Here is a 23,798-nt window from a genome sequence, read left to right as displayed (position 1 = left end):
ATTAAAACTTCTATATAGTGGGCCGCAGCTAGAAAGAAAGTATGTAATCTATAAATCTCCATTTCGATGTTGTATAAGTAATACTTGTAGTACCGTCCTGAAGTTTTTAAAGTACCATCTCATTTTTTGCTATACCCGCTCATATGAGCATATTTTTATTTTTATATCAGGATATTACAATGTCAAACATCGTATCAGGTACAGTTAAGTGGTTTAACGAGTCTAAAGGTTTTGGTTTCATCGAGCAAGAAAACGGCCCAGACGTTTTCGCACATTTCTCAGCAATCAAAAGCGAAGGTTTCAAAACTTTAGCTGAAGGCCAACGTGTAGAGTTCACTCTTTCACAAGGTCAAAAAGGTCCACAAGCTGATAACATCACAGCTGTATAATTTTACTTTTTAAGTAAAATGAAAAAAAGCGCTTAAGGCGCTTTTTTTGTGCCTAAAATTTGATATTCCTCGGTAACTCCCCCCTCAGTATTGTATTTCAACGCATTAAACTTAACTAACCAAACTCTGTGCCGATTTTTTGAATGCAATTTTATATAAAATACAGGTGCCATGCTCAATGTGTATAGCTTTAGGCGTAAATGCAAAAGGCAGCGCTCAGGCTTGAGCTATCAATCAACTATCAATTAATCAATCAACTATCAGCGAGCAGTTAGAACCCCAGCCAAATTAATGGCTGCAAAAGCAGGCGGGAGTTTACCTCGCGCTTTTTACTGTACTTTTGGTGCTGGGTATAAACTTACCCTGGGCGAGTAGCTTGTTACCTGCCGCACGCTCGTAGTACGAAAAACGTATTCGTAAAGGTGATGAGATCACAAAGTAGTGATTTAAACCCTATAGATGAAATGCCAGCATGAGGCAAAACAGGTTTTATATTTCAGGTTTTAGGCGTTTGATGCAAGCTCAATAAAGTAACTAAGCAAATTCAATGTTTAGCTTTGGCTGTAAATACGAAAAGGGATAGCACTCAGGCTTGAGCTGTCTGCCAGTCAACTATCAACTTCTTAATTATTAGCGAGTAGTTATAATCCCACCCAAGTTAATGGTTATGGAAGTAGACGGGAGTTTATCTCGCACGCTTTTTACTGCTTTATATTACGCTTATGACAGGGGACTGTTATCTGATGTTGATCTCTGGTTGCTGGTGAATACCATTTTAGTGTTTAAAGGCGGTGGTTGGCAGGTGGTTCTTTATTTTATTATATGATTCAAAGATTAGCCTTTAAGCTCATTATAAGCCAATTTATAAGCCCAAAACGATAAAAGGGCCTTGCGGCCCTTGATGAAGTATCGTTCAAGTCAGATAGAGCTTTAACCCCTTAAAGCACTATCCTATTGTTTTGCAACAGTGGTTCATCTCATTAAGTTTCTAAGCTAGCGAGAGGAAAAATCCAGCAATTGCGGCGCTCATAAGGTTAGCCATAGATCCTGCTAACACTGCTCTGAGCCCTAAGCGAGCGATATCCTTTCGCCGACTAGGCGCCATACCGCCTAATCCACCTAGTAAAATGGCTATCGATGATAAGTTAGCAAAGCCACACAGTGCAAAAGTAACAATTGCTTGAGTGTGCGCACTTAACGTATCGCGATAATTTATAAAGTCTAAGTAAGCAACAAATTCATTCACTACTAACTTTTGACCAATAAAGCTACCGGCTAGTATTGCTTCATTCCATGGCACACCAAGTAACCATGCAACAGGCGCAAATACATAACCTAAAATTTCTTGCAGCGTTAATGTCGGGTAGTCAAACCAGCCGCCAATACCGCCTAATAAACCGTTTAACAATGCAATTAATGCTACAAAAGCAAGTAGCATTGCACCTACGTTTAGTGCCAAGTGCATACCACTTGCAGCACCCGATGCGGCTGCATCAATAACGTTAACGGGCTTTTCATCATCTAAATCTAAGTCAGCTAAATTGTCTTTAGGCGTTTCGGTTTCTGGCACAATCATTTTGGCCATTAAAAAGCCGCCAGGAGCCGCCATAAAGCTAGCTGCTATTAAATACTTAAGGTCAATACCAATAATTACGTAACCGGCCATAACAGAGCCTGCTACCGTTGCCAAACCACCTACCATTACGGCAAATAATTCCGATTTGGTCATAGTGGCAATAAAGGGTTTAACAATTAACGGTGCTTCTGTTTGACCAACAAAAATATTAGCAGTGGCCGATAGTGATTCAGTACGTGAGGTTTTTAACAGCTTTTGCAAGCCGCCACCTAAAATCTTAATAACCCACGCCATAATGCCTAAATGATATAACACGGCCACTAACGCAGAGAAAAATACAATTACCGGCAGTACTTGAATAGCAAAAATAAATCCTAATGTATCTTGCGATGCTAAAGGTCCAAACAAAAAGCTTATACCGTCGTTAGCAAAACCAATAACCGATGAAACAGCGGAAGATACACTTGCTAATGCATTTTTACCTGCATCAAAAAATAATACAAAACCACCAATAATTACTTGCATCGCAAATGCGATACCTACCGTTCTAAGCTTTATAGCTTTGCGATTAGTTGACGCCGCAAATGCAATAGCTAGCAGCACAAACATGCCAACTACGCTCATAAAAGTTGTCATACAAATGTTTCCCGTTACTATTCTTGAAGAATATGTTTGATTTTACTTTTTATTATATCAATCGCAACGCGATTCATGCCGCCTCGAGTGACAACTAGATCTGCATTATGCTTTGACGGTTCTATAAATTGATAAAACATCGGTCTAACAGTTGCTTGGTATTGTTCAACAACAGATTGTAATGTTCTGCCCCTTTGCTCCATATCGCGTTGCATTCTACGCATTAAGCAAATGTCTAAGGGAGTGTCTATAAACACCTTAATATCAAATTCTTTATTAAGCGCTTTATCGCTAAGTAGTAAAATGCCTTCTACGATTAATATTTTAGCTGCAGTTACATACCGCGTTGTTTCGCTGCGAGTATGTTGTGCGTAATCATAAATAGGTACTTCTACAGCGTGGCCGTTACGAAGTTGTGTTAAATGCTCATGCATTAACTTATATTCAAATGCATCAGGATGGTCGTAGTTAGTTTGCGTACGATGTGCAAACGGTAAATGCGACTGATCCTTATAATAAGCATCTTCTTCGATAATGGCGATAGCGCCTGGTTCAAGTTCATTAACCAATTCATTGTAAATTGTTTGGCTAAAAAGAGATTTACCCGACGCTGATGCGCCAGCAATGGCTATAATAGTTCGTGTCACTAAAGTTCTCACCCACACAGGAAGATATATTGTTGGTAGATCACAATAGCAAAAAAGACACGATTAATCTCTTTTGCTTCGCTTAAGGACGTAAATTTATAATGTTTAGGTTATATGAAACAGGACTTATGTCCTGTGCGTAAAAATCGAAGAGCAGATAAAGTAACCATATTGAATAACGGGAGGTCACAATGGCAAGAGCAATTATCCTAATGGCAGACAGTTTAGGTATTGGTGCAGCACCAGATGCAGATAAATTTGGTGATATTGGCGCAAATACTTTAGCACATCTGCTAAAAGCATATTATGACGAAACAGGCACAGCATTATCGCTACCAAACTTATCAAAGTTAGGGTTAATTGATGCCTGCGAAGCGGCCGGTAAAGAGCCTTGTTTAGTGTCAAACCGTTCAGCATCGCAAGGTGCATGGGGATACGCTAAAGAGCTTTCGAGCGGTAAAGATACGCCATCAGGCCATTGGGAAATGGCGGGAGTACCCGTTTTATTTGATTGGGGTTATTTTCCTAAAACTCAGCCAAGCTTCCCACAAGAATTTATTGACGAGCTTATTGCTCGTACCGGTATCCCAGGCATATTAGGTAACTGCCATGCATCAGGAACCACTATTTTAGAGCAGCTAGGTGAAGAGCACGTTAAAACAGGTAAACCTATCTGTTACACCTCAGCTGACAGCGTGTTTCAAATAGCCGCGCATGAAGAGTCATTCGGCCTAGAAAAGCTTTATCAGGTTTGCGAAACTGCACGGTCGCTACTTGATGAAATGAATATAGGACGAGTGATTGCGCGGCCATTTTTGGGTTCAAATAATCAAGATTTTGCCCGTACCAGCAATCGCCGTGACTACTCGGTATTACCGCCAGCCCCTACATTGCTAGACGTACTAGCAAAAGACGGTGGCGAAGTAATAAGTATTGGCAAAATTTCAGACATATACGCGCATCAAGGTATTACCCAAAAGCATAAAGCACCAGGGTTAATAAACTTGCTGAAAAAAACCAACGAATTAATGCAAAGTGCGCCCGATCACAGCTTAATATTTACTAACTTGGTCGACTTTGACGAAATGTTTGGTCATCGTCGTAATCCTGTTGGGTATGCAAAAGCGTTAAAAGAGTTTGACGATTATTTGCCAACTATATTAAACGCACTTAAAGCCGATGATTTACTAATTATTACTGCCGATCATGGCTGCGATCCAACCTTTCCAGGTTCTGAGCACACCCGTGAATACGTACCAGTAATTGCTTACCAACCGGGTATGAGCGACACCCCACTTGGTGAGCGCAATAGTTTTGCAGACATAGGTCAAACCTTAGCACAATGGTTTAACTTACCTGCGCTTGAATACGGTGATGGCTTTATAGATAAGCTAACTACATCTAAATAAAAAGGAAAGATTAATGAGTACTCCGCATATCAATGCAAACGTAGGTGATTTCGCCGAAACAGTATTAATGCCAGGCGATCCGCTACGTGCAAAATATATTGCTGAAAACTTTTTAGATGACGCAAAACAAGTAACCAGTGTACGTAACATGCTTGGCTTTACAGGCACTTACAAAGGTAAGCCTGTAAGCATTATGGGATCGGGCATGGGCATTCCATCAATGTCTTTGTATGCGCGTGAGCTAATTGTTACTTTTGGGGTTAAAAACCTGATTCGTATTGGCACGTGTGGCGGTATTGGTAGCGACGTTAAAATACGCGATGTTATTTTTGCACAAGGTGCATGTACCGATTCAAATGTAAATCGTGCCCGTGTACGCGGTACTGATTTTGCAGCAATTGCTGACTTTGACCTGCTTTTAAACGGCGTAAATGCTGCAAAAGATCTTGGTATTAAAGCAAAAGTAGGTAACGTATTTACTACCGATACATTTTATCAAGCCGACGACACTTTTTATAAAGATTTAGATAAATTAGGTGTGCTTGCTGTTGATATGGAAACAGCCGGTTTATATGGCGTTGCAGCCGAATATGGCGCAAAAGCAATGGCATTATTCACAGTAAGTGATCATGTGATCACTGGCGAAGCAACTCCTGCTGACGAGCGTCAAAGCACATTTAACGAAATGGTTAAAATTGCTTTAGAGTCTATCTAAGTAATTGGCTATTTAAGTAAAACAGTTCCTTGGTAACGTATTCACTAAATTTTGGAGACACGCCCAAAGTGAAGTGAGACTAAACCCCAAAGCCGCATTTATGCGGCTTTTTTTATAGGTGCAATTTCATATCGTGCGTTTTAGCTTAAAGAGAAAGGCGAAGAATTAAAGATAGCTAATAGTTAATTATTTGCTTAAAACAGCCCCATTGTAAAATTGACCGTAGGCGAGTAGCTTGCTGCCGCGCGCACGCAGTGCGAATCATTAAATATATTATATTTTAAAAAATATCAGATCTAAAAGTAAAAAAGCCAATCTAACGCAAAATAAACACAGACATTAACTACATATACTCTCTTTATTTTGACTGGTTGATCCTGATTGTTTTACCTGCAATTACACAGTGTTTTAGCTATAAGTATTTGTTACTTAGTGTTAAGGTTTAAGCTATAAAAACGCATGTTTAAAGTCAGTAACCTTAATACTTTATAGCTGATAATATAGGAGCTAACTATGTCTAATTGGGTTGATGCAACAGTAAAAAAAATTACTTGGTGGACAGACTCGTTATTTAGCATAACGGTAAATGCCGACGTTGAGCCATTTAAAGCGGGGCAGTTTACTAAGTTATCTATAATGGATGGCGATAAGCGTATTGCACGGGCTTACTCCTACGTTAATGCCCCTGATGACCCCAATTTAGAGTTTTATTTAATAAACGTAGTTGACGGTTTACTCTCATCGTATTTAGCCAAGCTACAACCAGGCGATAATGTATTAATAGAGCGCCGTGCTACAGGCTTTTTTACCCTTGACGAAATACCCGCCAGCGAACAGTTATGGATGCTAAGTACAGGCACCGCTTTGGGGCCGTTTTTGTCCATGCTACAACAGAGCGAAGTATGGCAAAAGTATCAACATATAAACCTAGTGCATGGCGTGCGTTTAAATGACGATTTAAGCTATCAGGAGCTTATAAACACGTTACTTGAAGCTCATCCCAAGCAGTTAAATTACATTCCTGTAGTGAGTCGTGAGCAAGCTGATGTAGGGTTACATGGCCGAATAACGGATATGATTGCGAATAAGCAATTATTTTCGCACGTTGGGCTAAATGCAACGCCCGAAAACGCACAGTTTATGATCTGTGGTAATCCGCAAATGGTGAAAGACACCACAGAGTTACTCATAAACCAAAATTACCAACGCAATCGGCGCAGAACCCCCGGCCACATAACGGTTGAGCAATATTGGTAGTTAGGTGTGTTTATTTTACCTGTTTAAACGTGTAGCCGGGTGTTTGGTTTTTAGGTAAATAAGTACCTATTTAGTGTGGATATTCCTTTAAATGGGTAATAACCATGCTAAATACCAAACATGCCCTAGTACTAAACAGATAATCACTACCCCAAAACTGCAAAATTTGCTATGTTGCGCCCTAACAGTATTTCGTGCTCATTTTAGGAAAACTATGAAATCTTTACCTATCGTTTTTGCTTTTATATTTATTGGTGCCGCGGCACTTGTTTACGCAACAGAGCAAGAAACCAACACAACGGCGCAAAGCAGTACAGAGCAAGCTAAACCTGCAATTGAAAAAGAGCAGCAAGCTGCCGACGAGTCAAAACAACAAGCTACAGATAGACTCAATACCCTTGAGCATAAAGAGGCAGTATTAACAAAACCAGTTGTTGATCCTAACAAAGTAGACGACTCAAAAGTACTTGGCACCGAAACCCCTAAGCCAGTTGAAAAGATTAAAAATAAAGAGGAAAAAGCGGCCGCTATTGCCAAAGCTGAGCAAGTGGTAACGCAAGCAAAAGAAGCCTTAACGCAAAGGCAGCAAACAAAAGCCAAACAATCGCGCGAATCATTAGCTGTGGTTGAACAATTAGTTAAAGCCTATAACGCCCGTAATATTGAAGAGTTTATTCGGGTTTATGCCGAAGACGTTGAATTTTATATTTTCCCTAACGAGCTGCTATTTAAAGGTAAGGAAAAACTAATAGCCCGTTATGGCTTAATGTTTAAAAAGCTAAAATGTATTCATTCATCACCTATTAAACGCATAGTACATGGCGACATAGTAATTGATCATGAATTATCAGAAACCTGCTCAGTAGATGCAAACGTAATAGACAAACGCTCAGAGCTTATTTCAAGCTATCAAGTTAAAGATGGTAAAATAATTCGTGTGTTATTTTTTCGATAACTCATAACTAGGTAAGTAAGTATCAAGATGCAGTTAAACGATGAGAAAAAAATTCGCCTAGAGTATCGGGTAGAGCCAGGCTGTTTAGGCCCACAAGGGCTAAGCCACATAGAAGATTTTTGTCGCTATGCTAATAAGCATATTAAATCACCATATTATGCGCAATTTTTATTTACCCCTCGTTACGACAAGCAAAAAAGTGAACGTCAATACAGCGTAAATAGCCGCAACTTATCGCAAGTTCAGGCCAAGCTGTATTTTGATCACTTTCAAATAAATATAGTAGAGTTTGAAGAGCAGCTCGACGAGCTGCTCAGTAAAGCAATAGATCTGTACTTTAAACGCTAGTCGCACTCAAAATTTCGTTAAAGCTTTCGTTGTTGTGTAGGCTAGCAAACGCACTCTCGTGCAGTAGTTCATTGCGTAAGTTAGGTGAGTAATCTAACGCCATTTTTATATCGGCTAACGCATCGGCATGTTCATGAATTAACGCATAAGCACACGCACGTTGCCAATAAGCATAGCCATAATCACTGTCTATCTCTATTGCTTGGTTACATAGCTCAATAGCTTGTGTTGTATCGTTAATTTCTAGCAGCGCATCGGCTTTATAAGCAATGGCTTCTACGTCTTCAGGTTTACGTTTTAAAATTTCGTCAAAAATTTCAATTTTGTTAGCAAAATCACTTTCTAAATTAGCCCGCATCCACAGTGAGTGAACTTCATTAGTGACCGAAATCCGTTCTTGGTTACTGAGTATTTCTTCAGAGCGAACGCGCAGTTTTTCTTCAAGAATTTTTAAGCGATCTTCATACTCATCGGTAATAACGCTTACTCGGGTATTTACTATGTCTTCTACTTTATTTTTAACATCGCGCAGTGAGTTCCAACCAACTAATACTAAAATTGATGCGGTAGCAGTAATAATAAAAAATACATTGTTAATGGTATCAGTAGTATAGGTAATTGCACGGTCAGCGGTATCTAGCTGGGCATGAGTTACTTGTTTAGTTACATCCTCACGCAGTTTTTGCTGATCTTGACGCACAGCTCTAAGCTCATCAAGAATATAACGCTCCATTAGCGGTTTATACATAGGAGCAGCTAGCCCATCAACAGCTTGGTTTTGTTGCTGCTCGGTGGGAGCCGAAAAAGGGTCATCTTCAGCAGCAATGATTGCTGTAGAATTAAAAGTTACGCAAATAAACAATAGTAATAAAAAGTAACGCATAGTACGCCTAATAAATAAAATCAATAAATCGCTAAGGCAACTTTAACATGCACAGATTCAGGGTACTAGAGGAGGTTGCTGTTTCGTTAAACACTTTATAGCGCCGGTTAGGTAATTAACGTTAGTTTGCAGCAATTAGACATTTTTAGACGCTATTGATAAAAATTAGGCAAAAAAAACCAGCTCAAGGTGAGCTGGCAAAAACTACTTAAAACAACATAATGTCAAAGGGAAAAACAATAAGTTAGATTGCATAATAACGCGACTAAGCTGAACAATTACTTAACTCAATTCAATACTTTAAATTAAGTTACAAAAATAAATAAGGTGTATAAATCATCACAAAATACACCTTTATGTCACATGGCGAAGGGGGATATACACAGTGACCTTGGTTACCCGACAGCCAACTTTTTAAGCCCTTCACATTACATTACGTCGCTTATTTTAAAAGCGATCATTTTTATTATTTAAAATGCGCGGCATAAAGCCCCGCCTACAAAAATTGCACAAAGAGAAGACAATGAGAGTAAATTAGTAGAGCTATATTTATTTTTCACACCACCCACAGCTCTTTTCATCCTCTAAAAGCGCAGCGCCTCATACCTTTTTGTGAATAGGCTTTTAAATTTAAAATGCGCGGCATAAAGCCCCGCCTACAAAAATTGCACAAAGAGAAGACAATGAGAGTAAATTAGTAGAGCTATATTTATTTTTCACACCACCCACAGCTCTTTTCATCCTCTAAAAGCGCAGCGCCTCATACCTTTTTGTGAATAGGCTTTTAAATTTAAAATGCGCGGCATAAAGCCCCGCCTACAAAAATTGCACAAAGAGAAGACAATGAGAGTAAATGAGTAGAACTATATTTATTTTTCATACCACCCACAGCTCTTTTCATCCTCTAAAAGCGCAGCGTCTCATAGTCTCTTTGTGAATAGGTTTTTTAATTTTAAATGCGCGGCATAAAGCCCGGCCTACAAAAATTGCACAAAGAGTAGGCAATGAGAGTGAATGAGTAGAGCAGTTCCATTTTATCCGCAGTTCGAAACTTACAGCTCTTTTCACCCTCTAAAGCGCAGCGCCTCATAGCCTCTTTGTGAGTTAATTACTTAAAAAGCGATTGCTCACAGGCCAAAGCCCAAGATCGCAACTCGAAACGCAAATAACAAGCACAAAAAAACGGCGCTAAAGTTAGCACCGTTTTTACTTAATACTTAAATAAAGTATTTAAAGCCTGTTATTACGCTATTTTTTTCTCTTCGCAACTGGCTAGGTATTCGTCAAACGAGCCTTGAAAGTCGATTACTTGTTTATCTTTAATATCAATAATACGCGTAGCAAGTGACGATACAAACTCACGGTCATGGCTTACAAAAATAAGCGTACCTTGAAAGTCTTTTAACGCATTGTTAAGTGCTTCAATGGCTTCCATATCCATGTGGTTTGTAGGCTCGTCCATTACGAGTACGTTAACGTCTTGCATCATTAACTTACCAAATAACAAACGGTTTTTTTCACCACCTGAACAGTTACGCGCTTTTTTGTTTGAATCGTCTGCTGTAAACAACAAACGGCCTAACATGCCACGTACCATTAAATCGTTGTGCTTAGCGGTGCGCCACTGCGACATCCAATCAAACAAGGTTAAGTCGTTATCAAAATCTTTAGTGCTGTCTTGCGGGCAATAACCAAAAGTAGCATTTTCAGACCACTTAACTTCGCCCTCTAAGCTTTTAAGCTCGTCTACTAAACAGCGTAAAAAGGTAGTTTTACCCACACCATTTTCGCCAATTACTGCAAGCTTAGCGCCGGCTTCAAGTAATAAGTCGCCGCCAGAGAACAACATTTCGCCATCAAAGCCATGGCCAATTTTATTAACTTCAAGCGCTTGGCGATACATTTTTTTACCTTCGTCAAAGCTTAGCGAAGGGCTCATACGGCTTGACGATTTAACTTCATCAAGTTTAATTTTATCCATTTTTTTAGCACGCGAACTTGCTTGTTTCGCTTTAGATGCGTTAGCACCAAAACGGTTAACAAAGTCTTGTAGTTCGTCAATTTCAGCGCTCTTTTTCGCATTTTCAGCAAGTAATTGCTCGCGTTGTAGGCCTGCAGCTTCTAAAAACTTCTCGTAGTTACCAGGGTAAATACGCAGCTCACCGTAATCAATATCGGCCATGTGTGTACATACCGAGTTTAAAAAGTGACGGTCATGCGAAATAATAATCATGGTACATTTACGCTTGTTAAGCTCGTTAGCAAGCCAGGTAATTGTATGAATATCCAAGTTATTGGTAGGCTCATCGAGTAGCAAAATATCAGGGTTTGCAAATAACGCCTGTGCTAAAAGCACACGTAATTTCCAGCCCGGCGCTACGTTTGCCATTAAGCCATAATGAAATTCTTTATCGATACCCGCTTCTAGCAAAATTTCTTCAGCGCGGCTTTCTGCCGTGTAACCGTCCATTTCTGCAAATACGCTTTCTAGCTCAGCTACTTTCATGCCATCGTCTTCGCTCATTTCTGGCAAAGAGTAAATACGTTCGCGCTCTTGCTTTACTTTCCAAAGCTCCACGTCGCCCATAATTACAGCGTCAACTACGCTAAATTCTTCAAACGCAAACTGGTCTTGGCTTAGGTTACCTACTTTTAACCCAGGAGTAATAGATACATTACCGGCACTTGGCACAAGTGCCCCGCTTAAAATTTTCATGAAAGTCGACTTGCCGCAGCCGTTAGCGCCAATTAAACCGTAACGGTTACCGTTACCAAATTTAGCTGAAATGTTTTCAAACAACGGCTCTGCGCCAAACTGCATCGTGATATTTGCGGTGGAGATCAAAAAAATGTAATCCTAGAAAAAGTACTGACAGGGATAGGCTGCAGCAAAACGCCACAAACAAGAACCAGACAATAGGGTAAATTAGCTGGCGAATTATACAGATCCAAAGCCAAAGATGAAAGGTAAAAGAAACTTAAAAAATAGCCAGTAGGGCAAGAGCGGGTTTTAGGTGTCACGCTTTAAGTTTTAGGGAAAAATTAACCAAGGTTAATGTACAAGAGTAGGATGGAGTTTGCCTCGCGCTTTTGTTTTAGGAATTCAATAACTCAACAAATAATATTGTTGCCAACTCAATGAATAGGTAGACTAAAATTAAATACATCATTGACGGAACAAGTTATGTCGCCAGCTAAAATACGAAATGACGTTATAAAACTCAGTAAACTAAGTACTAAAAAACCTGATTACTACTTTATTCAAGGTTATTTAATCGGGTTAGGTGCATTACCACAAATACTTACTCCTACAAAGTGGCAACCAGATCTATTTGGGGAAATAAATGTTCAAAATGAAACAGAGCTCAAATACTTAGAAAGCTTAATGACACTTTACAACCAGAGTATGGACAAAGTAATTCAAAATGACTTAAAAATGCCAGCGAAGTGCAGCTTGTCTAAGCAAGACTACCGTGAATCACTTAAGTCAAATATGCCCTTACCAAACTACTGTAAAGGGGTTTTACAGGCACTTAAACATATAAATAAACGCACCCTAGATAAAGAGCAAAAATATGCTTTTGATAATATAAATCGGGTTTTAAAAGCTTTTTCTAATGAAACAGCAGCAGCAAAAGAATTTGGGGAGTTTGCCCAATATAACGCCCAAGAATATAAACGTAACTATGTTTATTTTATGGCTGATGCTATTTTTGAGCTTAGATTTAATAACGACCTTACTTTAAGCGATGAAGATGAGGCTGAATTTAACAACAGCTTTTTAGATGAAGAACCAGATGAATTCGATCAGCTTGATGAACTACTTGAACTGGTACTCGCCGATACAGAACTAACAGCACTTGAGCCAATACAGATGCTTTTAGAGGTTATGGAAGGGCTCATAACAAAGCAATATATTAAAGACAACGCCGGGCACTTTTGGGGCTTGCACGAAACCCGCCCTTATATGATGCTGCGTGCGCATCGTGCAAAAATACACGCGCTGCATGGTTATACCCAAAAAGCACAATCAGAACTCGAAGATCTATTAAAGCTAAACCCAAACGATAATCAAGCAAACCGCTTTTTATTAATGAACTGCCTAATCATAAACAAAGAGTGGGGGAAGTTAGACGCTCTATTGGCCGACTTTGATTTTCAAGAACTACACACAACAGCAAGCCTAGCGCTAAGTGCTTTTGTAAAGCATGGCGATTCAAAACCAGCTAACGATTACAAAGAAATGCTTAAACAACAGAGTAAACATTTTGTAAAAATACTCACCGGGCAAGAAAAACTTAAAGAACAGCCGCCATATTACAGCCCAGGCAGCAAAGAAGAGGTAGGTGTTTACCTTGATTCATTAGGTAAGCAGGCATGGATTTCGGTTCCGGCGAGTCTTTTTTGGTTAAGAAAAAAGTAGGTAAAAAACGTTTAGCGTGATTTATATCGCGCTAAACATAACGCAGATTCAATTTGAAGTGCATAACCGCTTTTTAAGTTTTTATTCAATAGTAGAAATTACGCTTGTTAAACGTGCAATATCAATGTCGCTTGTGCTTACAAGGCGTTGAGCTTGCTGACGCAAAAAGCGAAAAGCGCAGCTTTTAATGTGTAGGCACGATTATGCACTCGGATTAATTTAAACGTGTTGTGTGGGTTTTGGCATTTAAAAACCTCATTCGAGGTTATATCGCGTTGGCGATGGCAACCAAAGAGCGGCTGCCGCCGACCGCCCTTTGGAATCCACCGGCGCACCCGAGGATCACACTGGCACCTCAAGTTAAAAACTGCTATGAACGTAAACGCGATGAAATACTTCCCTGTAAAAGCATCGCTTTTTGTGGCATCCATGCCACTCATTACTCAGCAATTTTTTACTTTCGGGTGTGATCACGGGGAATTGGAGTGTGTTGGTAGGTTGGTGTTATGAATGTTGGCGGGAGTTTACCTCGCGCTTATGGGCTCGTAGGCGTTGAGCTTGCTGACGCGAAAAGCGCAGCTTTTAATGTGTAGGTACGGTTATGCACTCGGATTAATTTAAACGTATTGTGTGGGTTTTTAAATTTAGTAATAACAAAAGCTTGTACTTAATTGTTTAAAAGTTAAGGCTAAATTTACATAATTGTAAAAGCAGGCGCGTATTAATGATAACGGCGTAGTTTTTATTGGTTATATAACTAATAAGCCTATATTTATTTTTATCAATCAGGTAAATTGTTTTAAATGAATACTAACTTAATAATACGTTAGTTATTAACAGATAAACCAAGGAGCGGTGTGTCTCGTGTCAAACTCCACACTTAGTTACTACAATCAAAACGCACAAAGCTTTAGTGACTCAACCCTAAATGTTGATATGTCAGCGCTGTATGCTGAATTTTTACCACACGTTACCGAACACGGCCATATTTTAGATGCAGGCTGTGGCAGCGCCCGCGATGCTGCCTACTTTAAAAAGCAGGGTTTTACTGTTAGCGCGTTTGATGCAAGTGCAGAGCTTGCCGCATTAGCAAGCAGTTACTTACAGCAACCCGTCGACGTTAAAACCTTCCAACAGCTAGATTGCGTTAATAAATACGATGCTATTTGGTGCTGCGCCAGTTTATTACACGTGCCAAAAGCTGAATTACCACAGGTATTTTTAAACCTACAAAATGCATTAAAACCGAATGGTGTTTTGTATGTATCGTTTAAATATGGCGATACAGAGCGTGTGCATAATGGTCGTGTATTTACCGATTTAACCGAAAATGCTTTAACGCATTTACTTAGCCATACGCAGTTAAAAGCTATTAAACAATGGCAAAGTGTTGATCAGCGCCCAGAGCGCGAAAGTGAAGTGTGGCTAAATGCGTTGATTAAAGTAGTGCACGTTTTATGATTGGAGCAATGCAGCAACAGCTCGACTTTATTGCGTATATTCAACGAATGTTAGTTGAAGGGGACTTTAGCGCAACTTATAAGTTTGCCTTGCTGCATGCTATTGCCGATGTATGTGTAGAACAGCCGTTATTGTCAGATCAAAGTGAATTAGTAATAGAGTTACCTACACTTGCCGATAAATTAATTACCTTATATTGGCATCATGCAATGCCGTTTCCGTCAGAACATACCGGTGAAAGCGCTCTACTTTTGCAAAACACAGGCGCGCAATCAAAAGTGATTAGCGTATTGTTTGAATGCCAACAAAACAATATTCGTAATTTACGCCAGCTAAAGCAAAGTTCATTTTATAAACCAACATTTAACGCTGCTATGGCAACATTGAAAAGTGGTCCGCTTTGGCGTTTGCAAATACTCGCCAAGCAAGAAGAATGCTTTTTATACCCGCACACTAAAAACACTAAATTCATTACCTTAAATGCTGGCATCGCCAGTTGCTTTAGGCGCTTTTATGATTTAGTGGTGTACTTAGCTAAAAATGCGTGGCTGCAAAAAATTCAAAGTATAAAGTACAACCAAACACTTATTGGCCCGCAAAGCCAACTGCACGACTTTTTATTTGGCTTTGACCGTAACGCACTCACCAAAGCAAAACCTGTTTTGGTAGAGCTACAATCAAACAGCTGTTTTTATTGCCAAAAGCCAATGAAAAACGATATTGAGGTCGATCACTTTATACCGTTTTCCCGCTACGCAAACGATCTTGGCCATAATTTTGTGGCTGCGCACCGCATATGTAATAACAATAAGCGCGACTTTTTAGCTGCGCAACAGCATCGCGAGCGCTGGCAAAATCAAAACTTGGTTGTTAACAGCCAAATTATTAGTAATGAGCTAAGTGCGTATTTTCACTGCGATGCAGATAAGTCACTCGCAGTAAGCAATTGGGCGTATCAGGTGGCACAAGCCAACAATGCTAAATTATGGCTTGGAAATAAAGACCATTTTGAGCAAGCAAAACCAACCGCCGATATAGTGGCTTTCCCGCAAGCAAAACAAACAGAGTTAAATCAAGTTGCAGAGCCTGTTATTAGCTTAAAATCAACTGATAATGCATTAAAGCTGCCGTATTTCCCCAATATAAAAATTGCTTGTGGGCATTTTAAAACAGGGGATGAAAGCGATATGGAATTTATGGCTGCGCCAATTGGCGCAGGAAAGCTCGACCCACAAGTACACTTTTTTGCGCATGCATCGGGTAACTCAATGAATGGCGGTAAACACCCAATACTTGATGGAGATTTACTACTACTTGAGCTTATAACATCCGATAAAGCGGGATCGCTACGCGGCCAAATAGTCGCGATAGAGCGAGACGATATAAGCGGTGATGGGCAGTATTTACTGCGCAAAGTTAATAAATTACCAAATGGGCAATATGAGTTAATCGCTCAAAACCCAGATTACGAAGTAATGATTGCAGATGAAAGCATGCGAACATTCGCACGCTTTAAACAAGTGGTTGCAGAGTAGTTGTCGCCGCGCAGCTTGTTGGCGTTAAAAGCGAAGCTTTTTGGATAGCTATTTTGCGTGAGAGCTTTAGGGGCTTAATAACCTCTATTCGAGGTTTTATCGCGTTGGCGATGGCAACCAAAGGGCGGCTGCCGCCGACCGCCCTTTGGAATCCCCCGGCGCACCCGAGGATCACACTGTATCTTCAACTTACGTTAATGATGTGAACGTAACCAGCGTAGATAGGCCATCCATGGCCAAGCTACGCTTTGTACAGCATCCATGCTGTAAATTACTCATCATTAAGTCAGTTTCGGGTGTGATCACGGGGAATTGGAGTGTGCTGGTCGATTGGTGTTTATTAATTTCAATTGTTTGTTATTTAATGGATTAAACAACCTGAATGCGAAGTGAACGATGTTGCCGTAACAATAATTAACTGGTACGTTAGTAGTCACATTAAAAGAAAGGACTCTATAAAATGAAGCTTAATCAAGTTTTATCAATTGTTAATCAAGTCGAAAAATCAAAATTCATTTCTTGTCTAGATCGTTTATGTACCGATGCGGCTAAAGATAATAAAAAGCTAGCTAAAACAATAGACAATATTGATGGCCAAATTAAAAATGCATCAGGCAGTGAAATAACTCAATTATTTAACACCGTTCGGGAGTTTTTTAAAAACTCAGTAAAAGAGCAGATCTTAATGAGCACTGCACAGCTAAATTTACTGGTGAATATTTTAAGCCGTGATGGCAATGGAGTTGCAAGGATAAGCTGGATTGAGTCGCTTTACGAAAAAGAGTGGGCTGAATTATCAAAGCTTTCAAAAGAGCTTAAAGAGTGTATTCAACAAAACTCAGCAGAGGGTATTTTAGAAAGAAATCGCGCATTAAAAATTTATCATGCTTGTATGAAAGAAGCATATTTCAATGACGAAAAAAACAACCGAGATGCTAAAGTTACAGACGATGAGCGCAGTATTCTTAATGTGCTTTCTAATGAGTTAAACCTTACAACAGATGAATGTGCCGCAGTAGAGCACCTAGTTGATATTATCCCTCAAAATGGTGTGTTAGATGCCTTAAATAGCCTAAGAGATATAGGGCTGTTATTTATAAGTAAAAAACGCCAAGAAGTGTTTATTCCAGATGAAATTGTAACTTTACTTAATGAAATTCAAGGCAAGGATTTAGCCGATAAGTATGTACTTAGAATACTTAGAACACTCACAGATGCTGAGCTTTCGAATGCGCTTAAAGCCCATGGGCGTAAAATTAGAGGTGTAAGCCGCACTGATAAAATTCAAACAATTATTCACTCAGGGATTAGCGCCGCTAAATTATTATCGGACGATATTCATAATGTCGAAGATAACCAAAATCAACGTAAAGAACGCCTAAAGCAGTTGATACAAGACCTAGAAATTGATACTGAAAAATTAGGCACTACTTTAGATGAACGTATTGGTTTAATACTGTCATCATTATCAGGTGCTACAGAAAAAGAGTTTGATTCACTTAGCGCCAGTGGTTTTAAACAACTTCTAAAAACACTAGAAGAACACTTCCCAACGATGCAAGCTGTACTAAAGGAAGCATTTGAACTTGAAGCTAATGAATTAATTGACACTGAAAAGCTGCGTGCTTTAAGTATTACGCCACACGACATTTTATATTTACTATCAAATGATGAAGTAAGAGAAGTTCGCGACAGCATGGGGCTTTCTAGGCGTGGCAATGCACGTTTTGCTATTTTAGAAAGCTTTGCAAACGCGACAGATAAGCTAATAGAGAACTATGACGCACTAGCACGTCGTGATATTAACGCATTAAGAGAAGCTGGCGCAGATGTAACAGAAGCTGATATCGGCATTAAATTTGAAGAAGTTACAAAAGCCATTTTTGAACTACTAGAGCTTAATATTGATGAAGATCTCCGTAAAGATTTGAACACCACTAAAGATAAAGCCGATATCGTAATTTCACTCAGTGATAACGACATAATTATTGGTGAAGCAAAAACCTGTAAAAATGGAGATTTCGCTAAATATTCAACAACGTCTCGCCAAGTAAAAGCTTATGTAACCCGTGCTGAAAACCAAGGTAAACGAGTGGCGCAGGTATTAATAATTGCCCCTAGCTTTTCAGATGATTTCATCGAATCAGCCGAAATGGATACCGAAGTTAATATTTCATTGTTAGAAGCACATGGCCTTAAGTTAATACTTGATGCATACAAGTCAAAACGTAACCCAAGTTTTGCGCCTAAGCTATTGACTAAAGGTGGTTTGTTGAAAGCTGAGTTAATAGCGAAGAATTTATAGCTCTTAAAGTTTATGGATATTCAAGGAAAAATATGACTACCACGACAGTACATAATCCAGATCAATATATGTATGACTTTCGCCATTTACTAACGCACAATAAGAAGAAAATAGGAATCCTAATCGGTGCAGGAGCACCTGTTAGTATTAATACTGCCGCCCCAGAAGCCCCAAGAAAGCCTCTTATACCAGATATAGCTGGATTAACAGATCTTGTGTATCAGGGTTTAGATGCTGTTTTAGAAAAAAAAGTATTTAATGCTTTAGAGAAAGATCTCGGTGTTAGAAATATTGAATTAATACTTTCTCGGGTACGCTCCTTAGCTGAAGTAATCGGTTTAACTGAAGTATATGGTCTTAATGCCGAAGGTTATGAAAAGTTATCATTCAAAATATGTAGTATAATTAAAGTCATAGTAAGCAAGGAGTTACCAGATGTTGATAATCCTTATAGCCACTTAATTTCATGGATTAATGGTATAAACCGTGATTTCGCAGTTGAGCTGTTTACAACAAACTATGATTTATTATTAGAAGAGGCAATGGAGAGAGTGAGAACCCCATATTTTGATGGTTTTTCAGGCTCCCGTAATGCATTCTTTGACCCATCTAGTATTTCAAGTAATGATTTACCAGCCAAATGGATTAGGCTATGGAAGTTGCATGGATCAATTAATTGGTCAAAAAATAAAAAGGGTGAGGTAATCCGAGGAAGTAGCAATGATGTAGATACGATGGTTTATCCTTCCCATATAAAATATGACCAAACTCAATCAGCTCCATTTTCAGCTTTATTCGATAGACTTAAAAATTTTCTTCTTGAACCGGATACTCTTCTTTTAACAATCGGATTTTCGTTTGCTGATGCGCATATTACGGCCAAGTTAGATGAATGTTTATCGGAAAATAAATCTTCAGCAATATTTGCATTTCAATATAAAAAATTAGACGAAGAACTTCATGCAACTTGCGCAGCTTTAAGAACACCAAATATAAGTGTTTATTGTTCTGATGGTGCTGTTATTAATGGAATAAAAGCACCTTGGGCAATAGGCCAATCACCGAGTAAGAATTGGGATGTCATTAGAAGTGAATATTGGATGAAAGATTCATTTAAGTTAGGTGACTTTGTTACCTTTGCAAAATTTTTAGCTAGCTCAGGTGGTTCTTCAATCCGTTTACAAGAGCTTTTGTCGGAGGGTAAAAAAGAAGATATGGGGTTTGCTGATGATTAAAGTTCCAACCTTTTTAGGAAATATAACATCGGTCTCTGGTTCTTCTATTTTTGTAGAGTTAACACCACAGGTTGTTTCCGGCTTATTAGTTATTGAAGGAAAAACACATAGGATCGGCCAAGTAGGTAGCTTTGTTAGGATACCACAAGGTTATAACAGTCTTTATGGCGTAATATCAGAGACAGCGGAACACTCATCTGATAAGAATGACCAAACTACCAGTAGAGTAATTAAAGTTGAGCTAGTTGGTGAAGCTATTGGTAGTGATTTTGAGCGTGGAATTAGTCAGTTCCCTTCAATTTCAGAAGAAGTACATTTAGTCACTGAGGCAGACTTAAAAAAAATATATGGTGCTGGAGAGCTAGGACAAATCATAATAGGCAAGCTTTCAAGCTCAGATAGTATTGATGTAAGTATCGATTTAGATAGCTTAGTCAATAAACATAGCGCTGTGCTTGGCTCTACAGGCTCAGGGAAATCGACAAGTGTTGCCAGTTTATTAAGAGCAATTATTACCTCTCATACTCCGAAAATTTTAATGCCATCCGCTAGAGTTGTTCTTTTTGATCTGCATGGCGAGTATTCATCAGCTTTAGGTGATATTGCGAATGTTTTTACCATTGATGGTGAAAAAGGTACTGAAAATTTATTTATACCATACTGGTGTGTCGCTCCTGAAAGCTTGATTGAATTTCTTTGTGGCAATACCCAAGACCTAAAAAATAAATTTTTAGACTTGATAGTGGAAGAGAAAAAAAATTTTCTTAATAACAATCCGAAAATTAACTTAGACCCAAACAAAGTAACAGCGGCAACACCAATTCCATTTAGCTTAAAAAAAATTTGGTATGACTTATATATATTTGATTCAATCACTTGGAATGATAAGGAAATGGAAACACCAGCCTTTATTGATGATGGGAAAGGTGATATCGATAATTTAATACCTCCAAAATTTAGACCTCCTAATACTTCAAATAATGGTTTTACAAAAAAAGGAGGGGATAACAAATGGAAGAAAAACCTTGAGAATATGCGTTCTAAGTTACTTGATAGCCAATATAACTTCTTCTTATCACCTGGAGATTGGACACCGGACACAGGCTACAAATCAAAGAAAGACTTACCAGATTTGATTAGATGTTGGATAGGCGATGATAAACCGATCACGATATTAGACTTATCCGGAATGCCATCTGAGAGGTTGGATCTTTTACTTGGATCAATGCTTGATATTCTCTTTGAGGCAGCAATTTGGAGCAAAAATTTAGATGCAGGTATGCGCTCAAACCCCTTATTACTTGTTATGGAAGAAGCACATCGTTATCTATCGACAGAGAATAGTGGTTTATCTAAATCAATGGTGAGAAGAATTGCAAAAGAAGGTCGAAAATTTGGAGTTGGCTCAATGCTAATAAGTCAAAGGCCTTCTGAGATTGATGAAACTATCCTTTCGCAATGCGGAACTCTATTTTCATTAAGAATAAGCAACTCAGCAGACCGTAGTAGAGTTAAGGCGGCAATGTCAGATAGCCTTTCAGGTATAGTTGATTCTTTGCCTGTTTTAAGGACGGGAGAAGCCATAGTGACGGGGGAGGCAGCAAAGTTACCTATGCGATTTAAGTTTAGAATACCTAAGGATGGTCAATTTCCAAACAGTCACGATCCTCAAGTATCTGAAAGTTGGACTAATGTAAGAAAGGCTCATGATTTTAAAGTTTTGGTGAATGCTTGGCGTTCTCAAAGTACAGAAGTTAAGTGACTAATAGCTAAAGAAGAGTAAATAATATGGAAAGAGAACCAGTAGAATCAAGTAATTTATTATCAGTTGGGTATGACGAAAATAGTTTAACTCTCGAAATTGAGTTTAAAAGCGGCGTTTATCAATATTATGATGTACCACAGTATATTTATGAGGAATTAATTAACTCAAATTCTTTAGGGTCATTTTTTCATAGACTCATCAAGAGTGAGTTTACCTGTAGTAAAGTTTAAAGAGAAAAGTATGTCTGAAAATAATACGCAATTGATTGATGTACAGACGTTAATCAATGACTGGATAACTAGATTACATAATGCTCAAAAAGGGCATTATACTCGTTCTGAAACTTTATACCTTAGAGCTAACTTAACGGGATACGCATTAATCATTAGCTCAACAATAGTTACAGCGATGTTGTTTATGGAAGCAAAAGGTTTGTTGAAGAACATCATGGTTTGTATGAGCATTTTGGCAGCTGTTTTATCTGGTGTGGTTTCTTTTGCTAGATTTTCAGAGCAAGCGGAACAGCACAGATCTACCGCTGGTTGTTATGGGAAACTAAGGAGACAACTAGAAAAACTAAATATTGAAAAAGATTTAATTGAAAGTGAAAAGCTTGATTATAAGCTTAAAATACTGAGAATTGAGTGGGAATATACTTCACAAAATGCACCGTTAACGCCCTTATCCGCGATTGAAAAAAACAGTTACAAGATACATTTAGAACAAATTACCTGTGTGTTTTTAGGTGGTCTTTTAGTGTTTATTGCTAATTTTTTATATTGCACACTAAGCTAACTCCAAGCCACTCGCCACCGTACATTTCAGTAAATTGCTCTATTGAATTAAAGTCCGTAGAGTAATTTCCTTCAGCGGGGTCATACCAGTTACCACTGCTATTGCAAGCTATGTAATGTGTATTGCCATTATTATAAGAAATTGCATAAATGGTCACGCAGTTAGAGATCGTAGATACAGAATTATTTATATAAATATTAGCTTTTAGATTCTTACAGAGTAATTCTATTTCATTCGGGTAAGTCTTCTTTAAATTTTCAAATTTTGATTTATCTTTAAATAATACTGCTACGTTTAAATTATATTTTTCAAGTGCATAAAACATAGCCGCTAGAGAGTTAAGTCCATTTTTTCAACATATTGAGATGGCTCATCGATATCCAAGATGCCAGTTATCTGATAAACATAATCTGCAAAATTGTTTAAGCTAATATTAGGGCGTGTTGATCTTTGTGGTATGAAAAACAAACAGCATGAAGATAAGGTATAATTGAATTCGCCAGAAAACTTTACACCGAACCTACATGCCAAGATTAATGTTAACAGACGGGACATGGAATGTCTTATCAAAAGTAATGTACTTAAGTGGTCGAATTTATAATAAGCCCAACCATAGAAAAACGCTCGAAGGCATACTGTATAAGATGCGCACAGGTATTCCATGGCGAGATTTACCTTCTGATTTTGGCCGTTGGAGTGCTATCTACAGACGGTTTAATTTATGGTCCAAAAAAGGGATTTTGAATGAACTGTTTCGCGCATTATCTCGTGATGCGGACATGGATTGGGTCTTCATTGATGGCAGTATTGTCAGGGCTCATCAACATAGTTGCGGTGCAAGAACTGCTGACAATGAATCAATTGGAAAGAGCCGAGGTGGAAATTCTACGAAAATTCATCTTGCAGTCGATAGCGGAGGGTTGCCTGTTTATTATGAATTATCCTGTGGAAATACGCATGATATCGTCCATGCAGAGTCACTCGTAGCTAATTGCCCAACAAGTAATATGGTTGTCGCAGATAAAGGCTACGACAGTGAAAAACTGAGAGCGTTTGTTCGTGATAATAACGCTACACCCGTTATTCCACGTAAGGGCAACAGTTTAGTAGGCAATGAAGATATTGACTGGTGCATGTACAAATATCGGCACTTGGTTGAGAATGCATTTGGCCGTATTAAGCAATATAGAGGGATAGCCACGCGGTATGAAAAGCTTGAACGAAATTATCATTCAATGCTCGCTTTAGCATTTACTATGATGTGGCTACCAATGTGGGCTGATTGATATATGTACTACAAAGATCAACAGCCCCTAAAGGGAATATTTAATGCTTTTCCATTAAATTGATTGGCTTCAATGTTAAAACGATTTATACGGAGCGATTGCTTGGGGGGAAAAAGGCCAAAGCAAGCTAAAGTTGCTGCGACGCAGTATGCTCCGCATGAGTTACTTTCATTTTTTT

At 38.7% G+C, this 23,798-nt stretch carries 19 protein-coding genes; 15 read left to right on the top strand and 4 right to left on the bottom strand.

Annotation, left to right across the window (positions count from 1 at the left end):
- Positions 1-179 precede the first annotated feature (179 nt).
- Entirely contained in the window at positions 180-389 is a 210-nt protein-coding gene (locus tag CIK86_RS16405; protein ID WP_002959120.1) for a cold-shock protein, read from the top strand.
- A 988-nt stretch (positions 390-1,377) separates the two neighbouring features.
- On the opposite strand, the gene CIK86_RS16400 is transcribed toward CIK86_RS16405, so the two are convergent.
- Together CIK86_RS16400 and udk are read right to left on the bottom strand one after the other, a co-directional pair.
- Positions 1,378-2,601, bottom strand: coding sequence for a NupC/NupG family nucleoside CNT transporter (locus CIK86_RS16400; protein WP_058374678.1), 1,224 nt, complete (start codon positions 2,599-2,601; stop codon positions 1,378-1,380).
- Positions 2,602-2,618: 17 nt separating this feature from the next.
- Entirely contained in the window at positions 2,619-3,248 is a 630-nt protein-coding gene (udk, locus tag CIK86_RS16395; RefSeq protein WP_011329721.1) for a uridine kinase, read from the bottom strand.
- 191 nt (positions 3,249-3,439) lie between these two features.
- Between udk and CIK86_RS16390 the strand changes: the two genes are divergently transcribed.
- The 5 genes from CIK86_RS16390 to CIK86_RS16370 all read left to right on the top strand — a co-directional run bounded on the left by CIK86_RS16390 (position 3,440) and on the right by CIK86_RS16370 (position 7,932).
- Positions 3,440-4,657 (top strand): phosphopentomutase, encoded by a 1,218-nt coding sequence (locus tag CIK86_RS16390; protein WP_086995477.1) that lies wholly within the window; start codon positions 3,440-3,442, stop codon positions 4,655-4,657.
- A 13-nt stretch (positions 4,658-4,670) separates the two neighbouring features.
- A complete protein-coding gene (gene deoD, locus CIK86_RS16385) occupies positions 4,671-5,372 on the top strand; it encodes a purine-nucleoside phosphorylase (protein WP_011329723.1) in 702 nt (233 codons plus the stop codon).
- A gap of 513 nt (positions 5,373-5,885) precedes the next feature.
- Positions 5,886-6,629 carry a ferredoxin--NADP reductase gene (locus tag CIK86_RS16380; protein ID WP_086995474.1) on the top strand — a complete coding sequence of 248 codons (744 nt, stop codon included), beginning with the start codon at positions 5,886-5,888 and terminating at the stop codon, positions 6,627-6,629.
- A gap of 214 nt (positions 6,630-6,843) precedes the next feature.
- Positions 6,844-7,584 carry a nuclear transport factor 2 family protein gene (locus tag CIK86_RS16375; protein ID WP_086995471.1) on the top strand — a complete coding sequence of 247 codons (741 nt, stop codon included), beginning with the start codon at positions 6,844-6,846 and terminating at the stop codon, positions 7,582-7,584.
- 27 nt (positions 7,585-7,611) lie between these two features.
- Positions 7,612-7,932 (top strand): hypothetical protein, encoded by a 321-nt coding sequence (locus CIK86_RS16370; RefSeq protein WP_011329726.1) that lies wholly within the window; start codon positions 7,612-7,614, stop codon positions 7,930-7,932.
- Here CIK86_RS16370 and CIK86_RS16365 read toward each other — a convergent pair.
- Positions 7,922-8,815 (bottom strand): tetratricopeptide repeat protein, encoded by an 894-nt coding sequence (locus CIK86_RS16365; RefSeq protein ID WP_086995468.1) that lies wholly within the window; start codon positions 8,813-8,815, stop codon positions 7,922-7,924. The genes CIK86_RS16370 and CIK86_RS16365 overlap by 11 nt on opposite strands.
- 1,243 nt (positions 8,816-10,058) lie before the next feature.
- Positions 10,059-11,660 carry an ABC-F family ATPase gene (locus tag CIK86_RS16360; protein ID WP_086995465.1) on the bottom strand — a complete coding sequence of 534 codons (1,602 nt, stop codon included), beginning with the start codon at positions 11,658-11,660 and terminating at the stop codon, positions 10,059-10,061.
- 339 nt (positions 11,661-11,999) lie between these two features.
- Between CIK86_RS16360 and CIK86_RS16355 the strand changes: the two genes are divergently transcribed.
- The 9 genes from CIK86_RS16355 to CIK86_RS16310 all read left to right on the top strand — a co-directional run bounded on the left by CIK86_RS16355 (position 12,000) and on the right by CIK86_RS16310 (position 23,620).
- Positions 12,000-13,238, top strand: coding sequence for a UPF0149 family protein (locus CIK86_RS16355; protein WP_086995462.1), 1,239 nt, complete (start codon positions 12,000-12,002; stop codon positions 13,236-13,238).
- Positions 13,239-14,102: 864 nt separating this feature from the next.
- Positions 14,103-14,699 carry a class I SAM-dependent methyltransferase gene (locus CIK86_RS16350; RefSeq protein WP_086995458.1) on the top strand — a complete coding sequence of 199 codons (597 nt, stop codon included), beginning with the start codon at positions 14,103-14,105 and terminating at the stop codon, positions 14,697-14,699.
- Positions 14,696-16,234: an HNH endonuclease gene (locus tag CIK86_RS16345; protein WP_086995455.1), complete on the top strand. Its 1,539-nt coding sequence runs from the start codon at positions 14,696-14,698 to the stop codon at positions 16,232-16,234. Before CIK86_RS16350 ends, CIK86_RS16345 begins: the two co-directional genes overlap by 4 nt.
- A 460-nt stretch (positions 16,235-16,694) precedes the next feature.
- Positions 16,695-18,539: a hypothetical protein gene (locus CIK86_RS16340; RefSeq protein WP_086995452.1), complete on the top strand. Its 1,845-nt coding sequence runs from the start codon at positions 16,695-16,697 to the stop codon at positions 18,537-18,539.
- A 32-nt stretch (positions 18,540-18,571) separates the two neighbouring features.
- Entirely contained in the window at positions 18,572-19,774 is a 1,203-nt protein-coding gene (locus CIK86_RS16335) for an SIR2 family protein (RefSeq protein ID WP_086995449.1), read from the top strand.
- Positions 19,767-21,536 (top strand): ATP-binding protein, encoded by a 1,770-nt coding sequence (locus tag CIK86_RS16330; RefSeq protein ID WP_086995446.1) that lies wholly within the window; start codon positions 19,767-19,769, stop codon positions 21,534-21,536. The genes CIK86_RS16335 and CIK86_RS16330 overlap by 8 nt, the downstream gene beginning before the upstream one ends.
- 26 nt (positions 21,537-21,562) lie before the next feature.
- On the top strand, positions 21,563-21,769 hold the full coding sequence (locus tag CIK86_RS16325; RefSeq protein WP_086995443.1) for a KTSC domain-containing protein: 207 nt from the start codon (positions 21,563-21,565) through the stop codon (positions 21,767-21,769).
- A 10-nt stretch (positions 21,770-21,779) separates the two neighbouring features.
- Positions 21,780-22,334: an SLATT domain-containing protein gene (locus CIK86_RS16320; protein WP_140391180.1), complete on the top strand. Its 555-nt coding sequence runs from the start codon at positions 21,780-21,782 to the stop codon at positions 22,332-22,334.
- Between the two features lie 524 nt (positions 22,335-22,858).
- Entirely contained in the window at positions 22,859-23,620 is a 762-nt protein-coding gene (locus CIK86_RS16310; RefSeq protein WP_089367531.1) for an IS5 family transposase, read from the top strand.
- The last annotated feature ends 178 nt before the right edge of the window (positions 23,621-23,798 follow it).

Source organism: Pseudoalteromonas sp. JB197 (assembly GCF_002332205.1).
In the GTDB taxonomy this organism is placed as follows: domain Bacteria; phylum Pseudomonadota; class Gammaproteobacteria; order Enterobacterales; family Alteromonadaceae; genus Pseudoalteromonas; species Pseudoalteromonas nigrifaciens.
The sequence above is the reverse complement of the archived record's forward strand: the minus strand, read 5'-3'. Positions and strand labels throughout refer to the sequence as shown.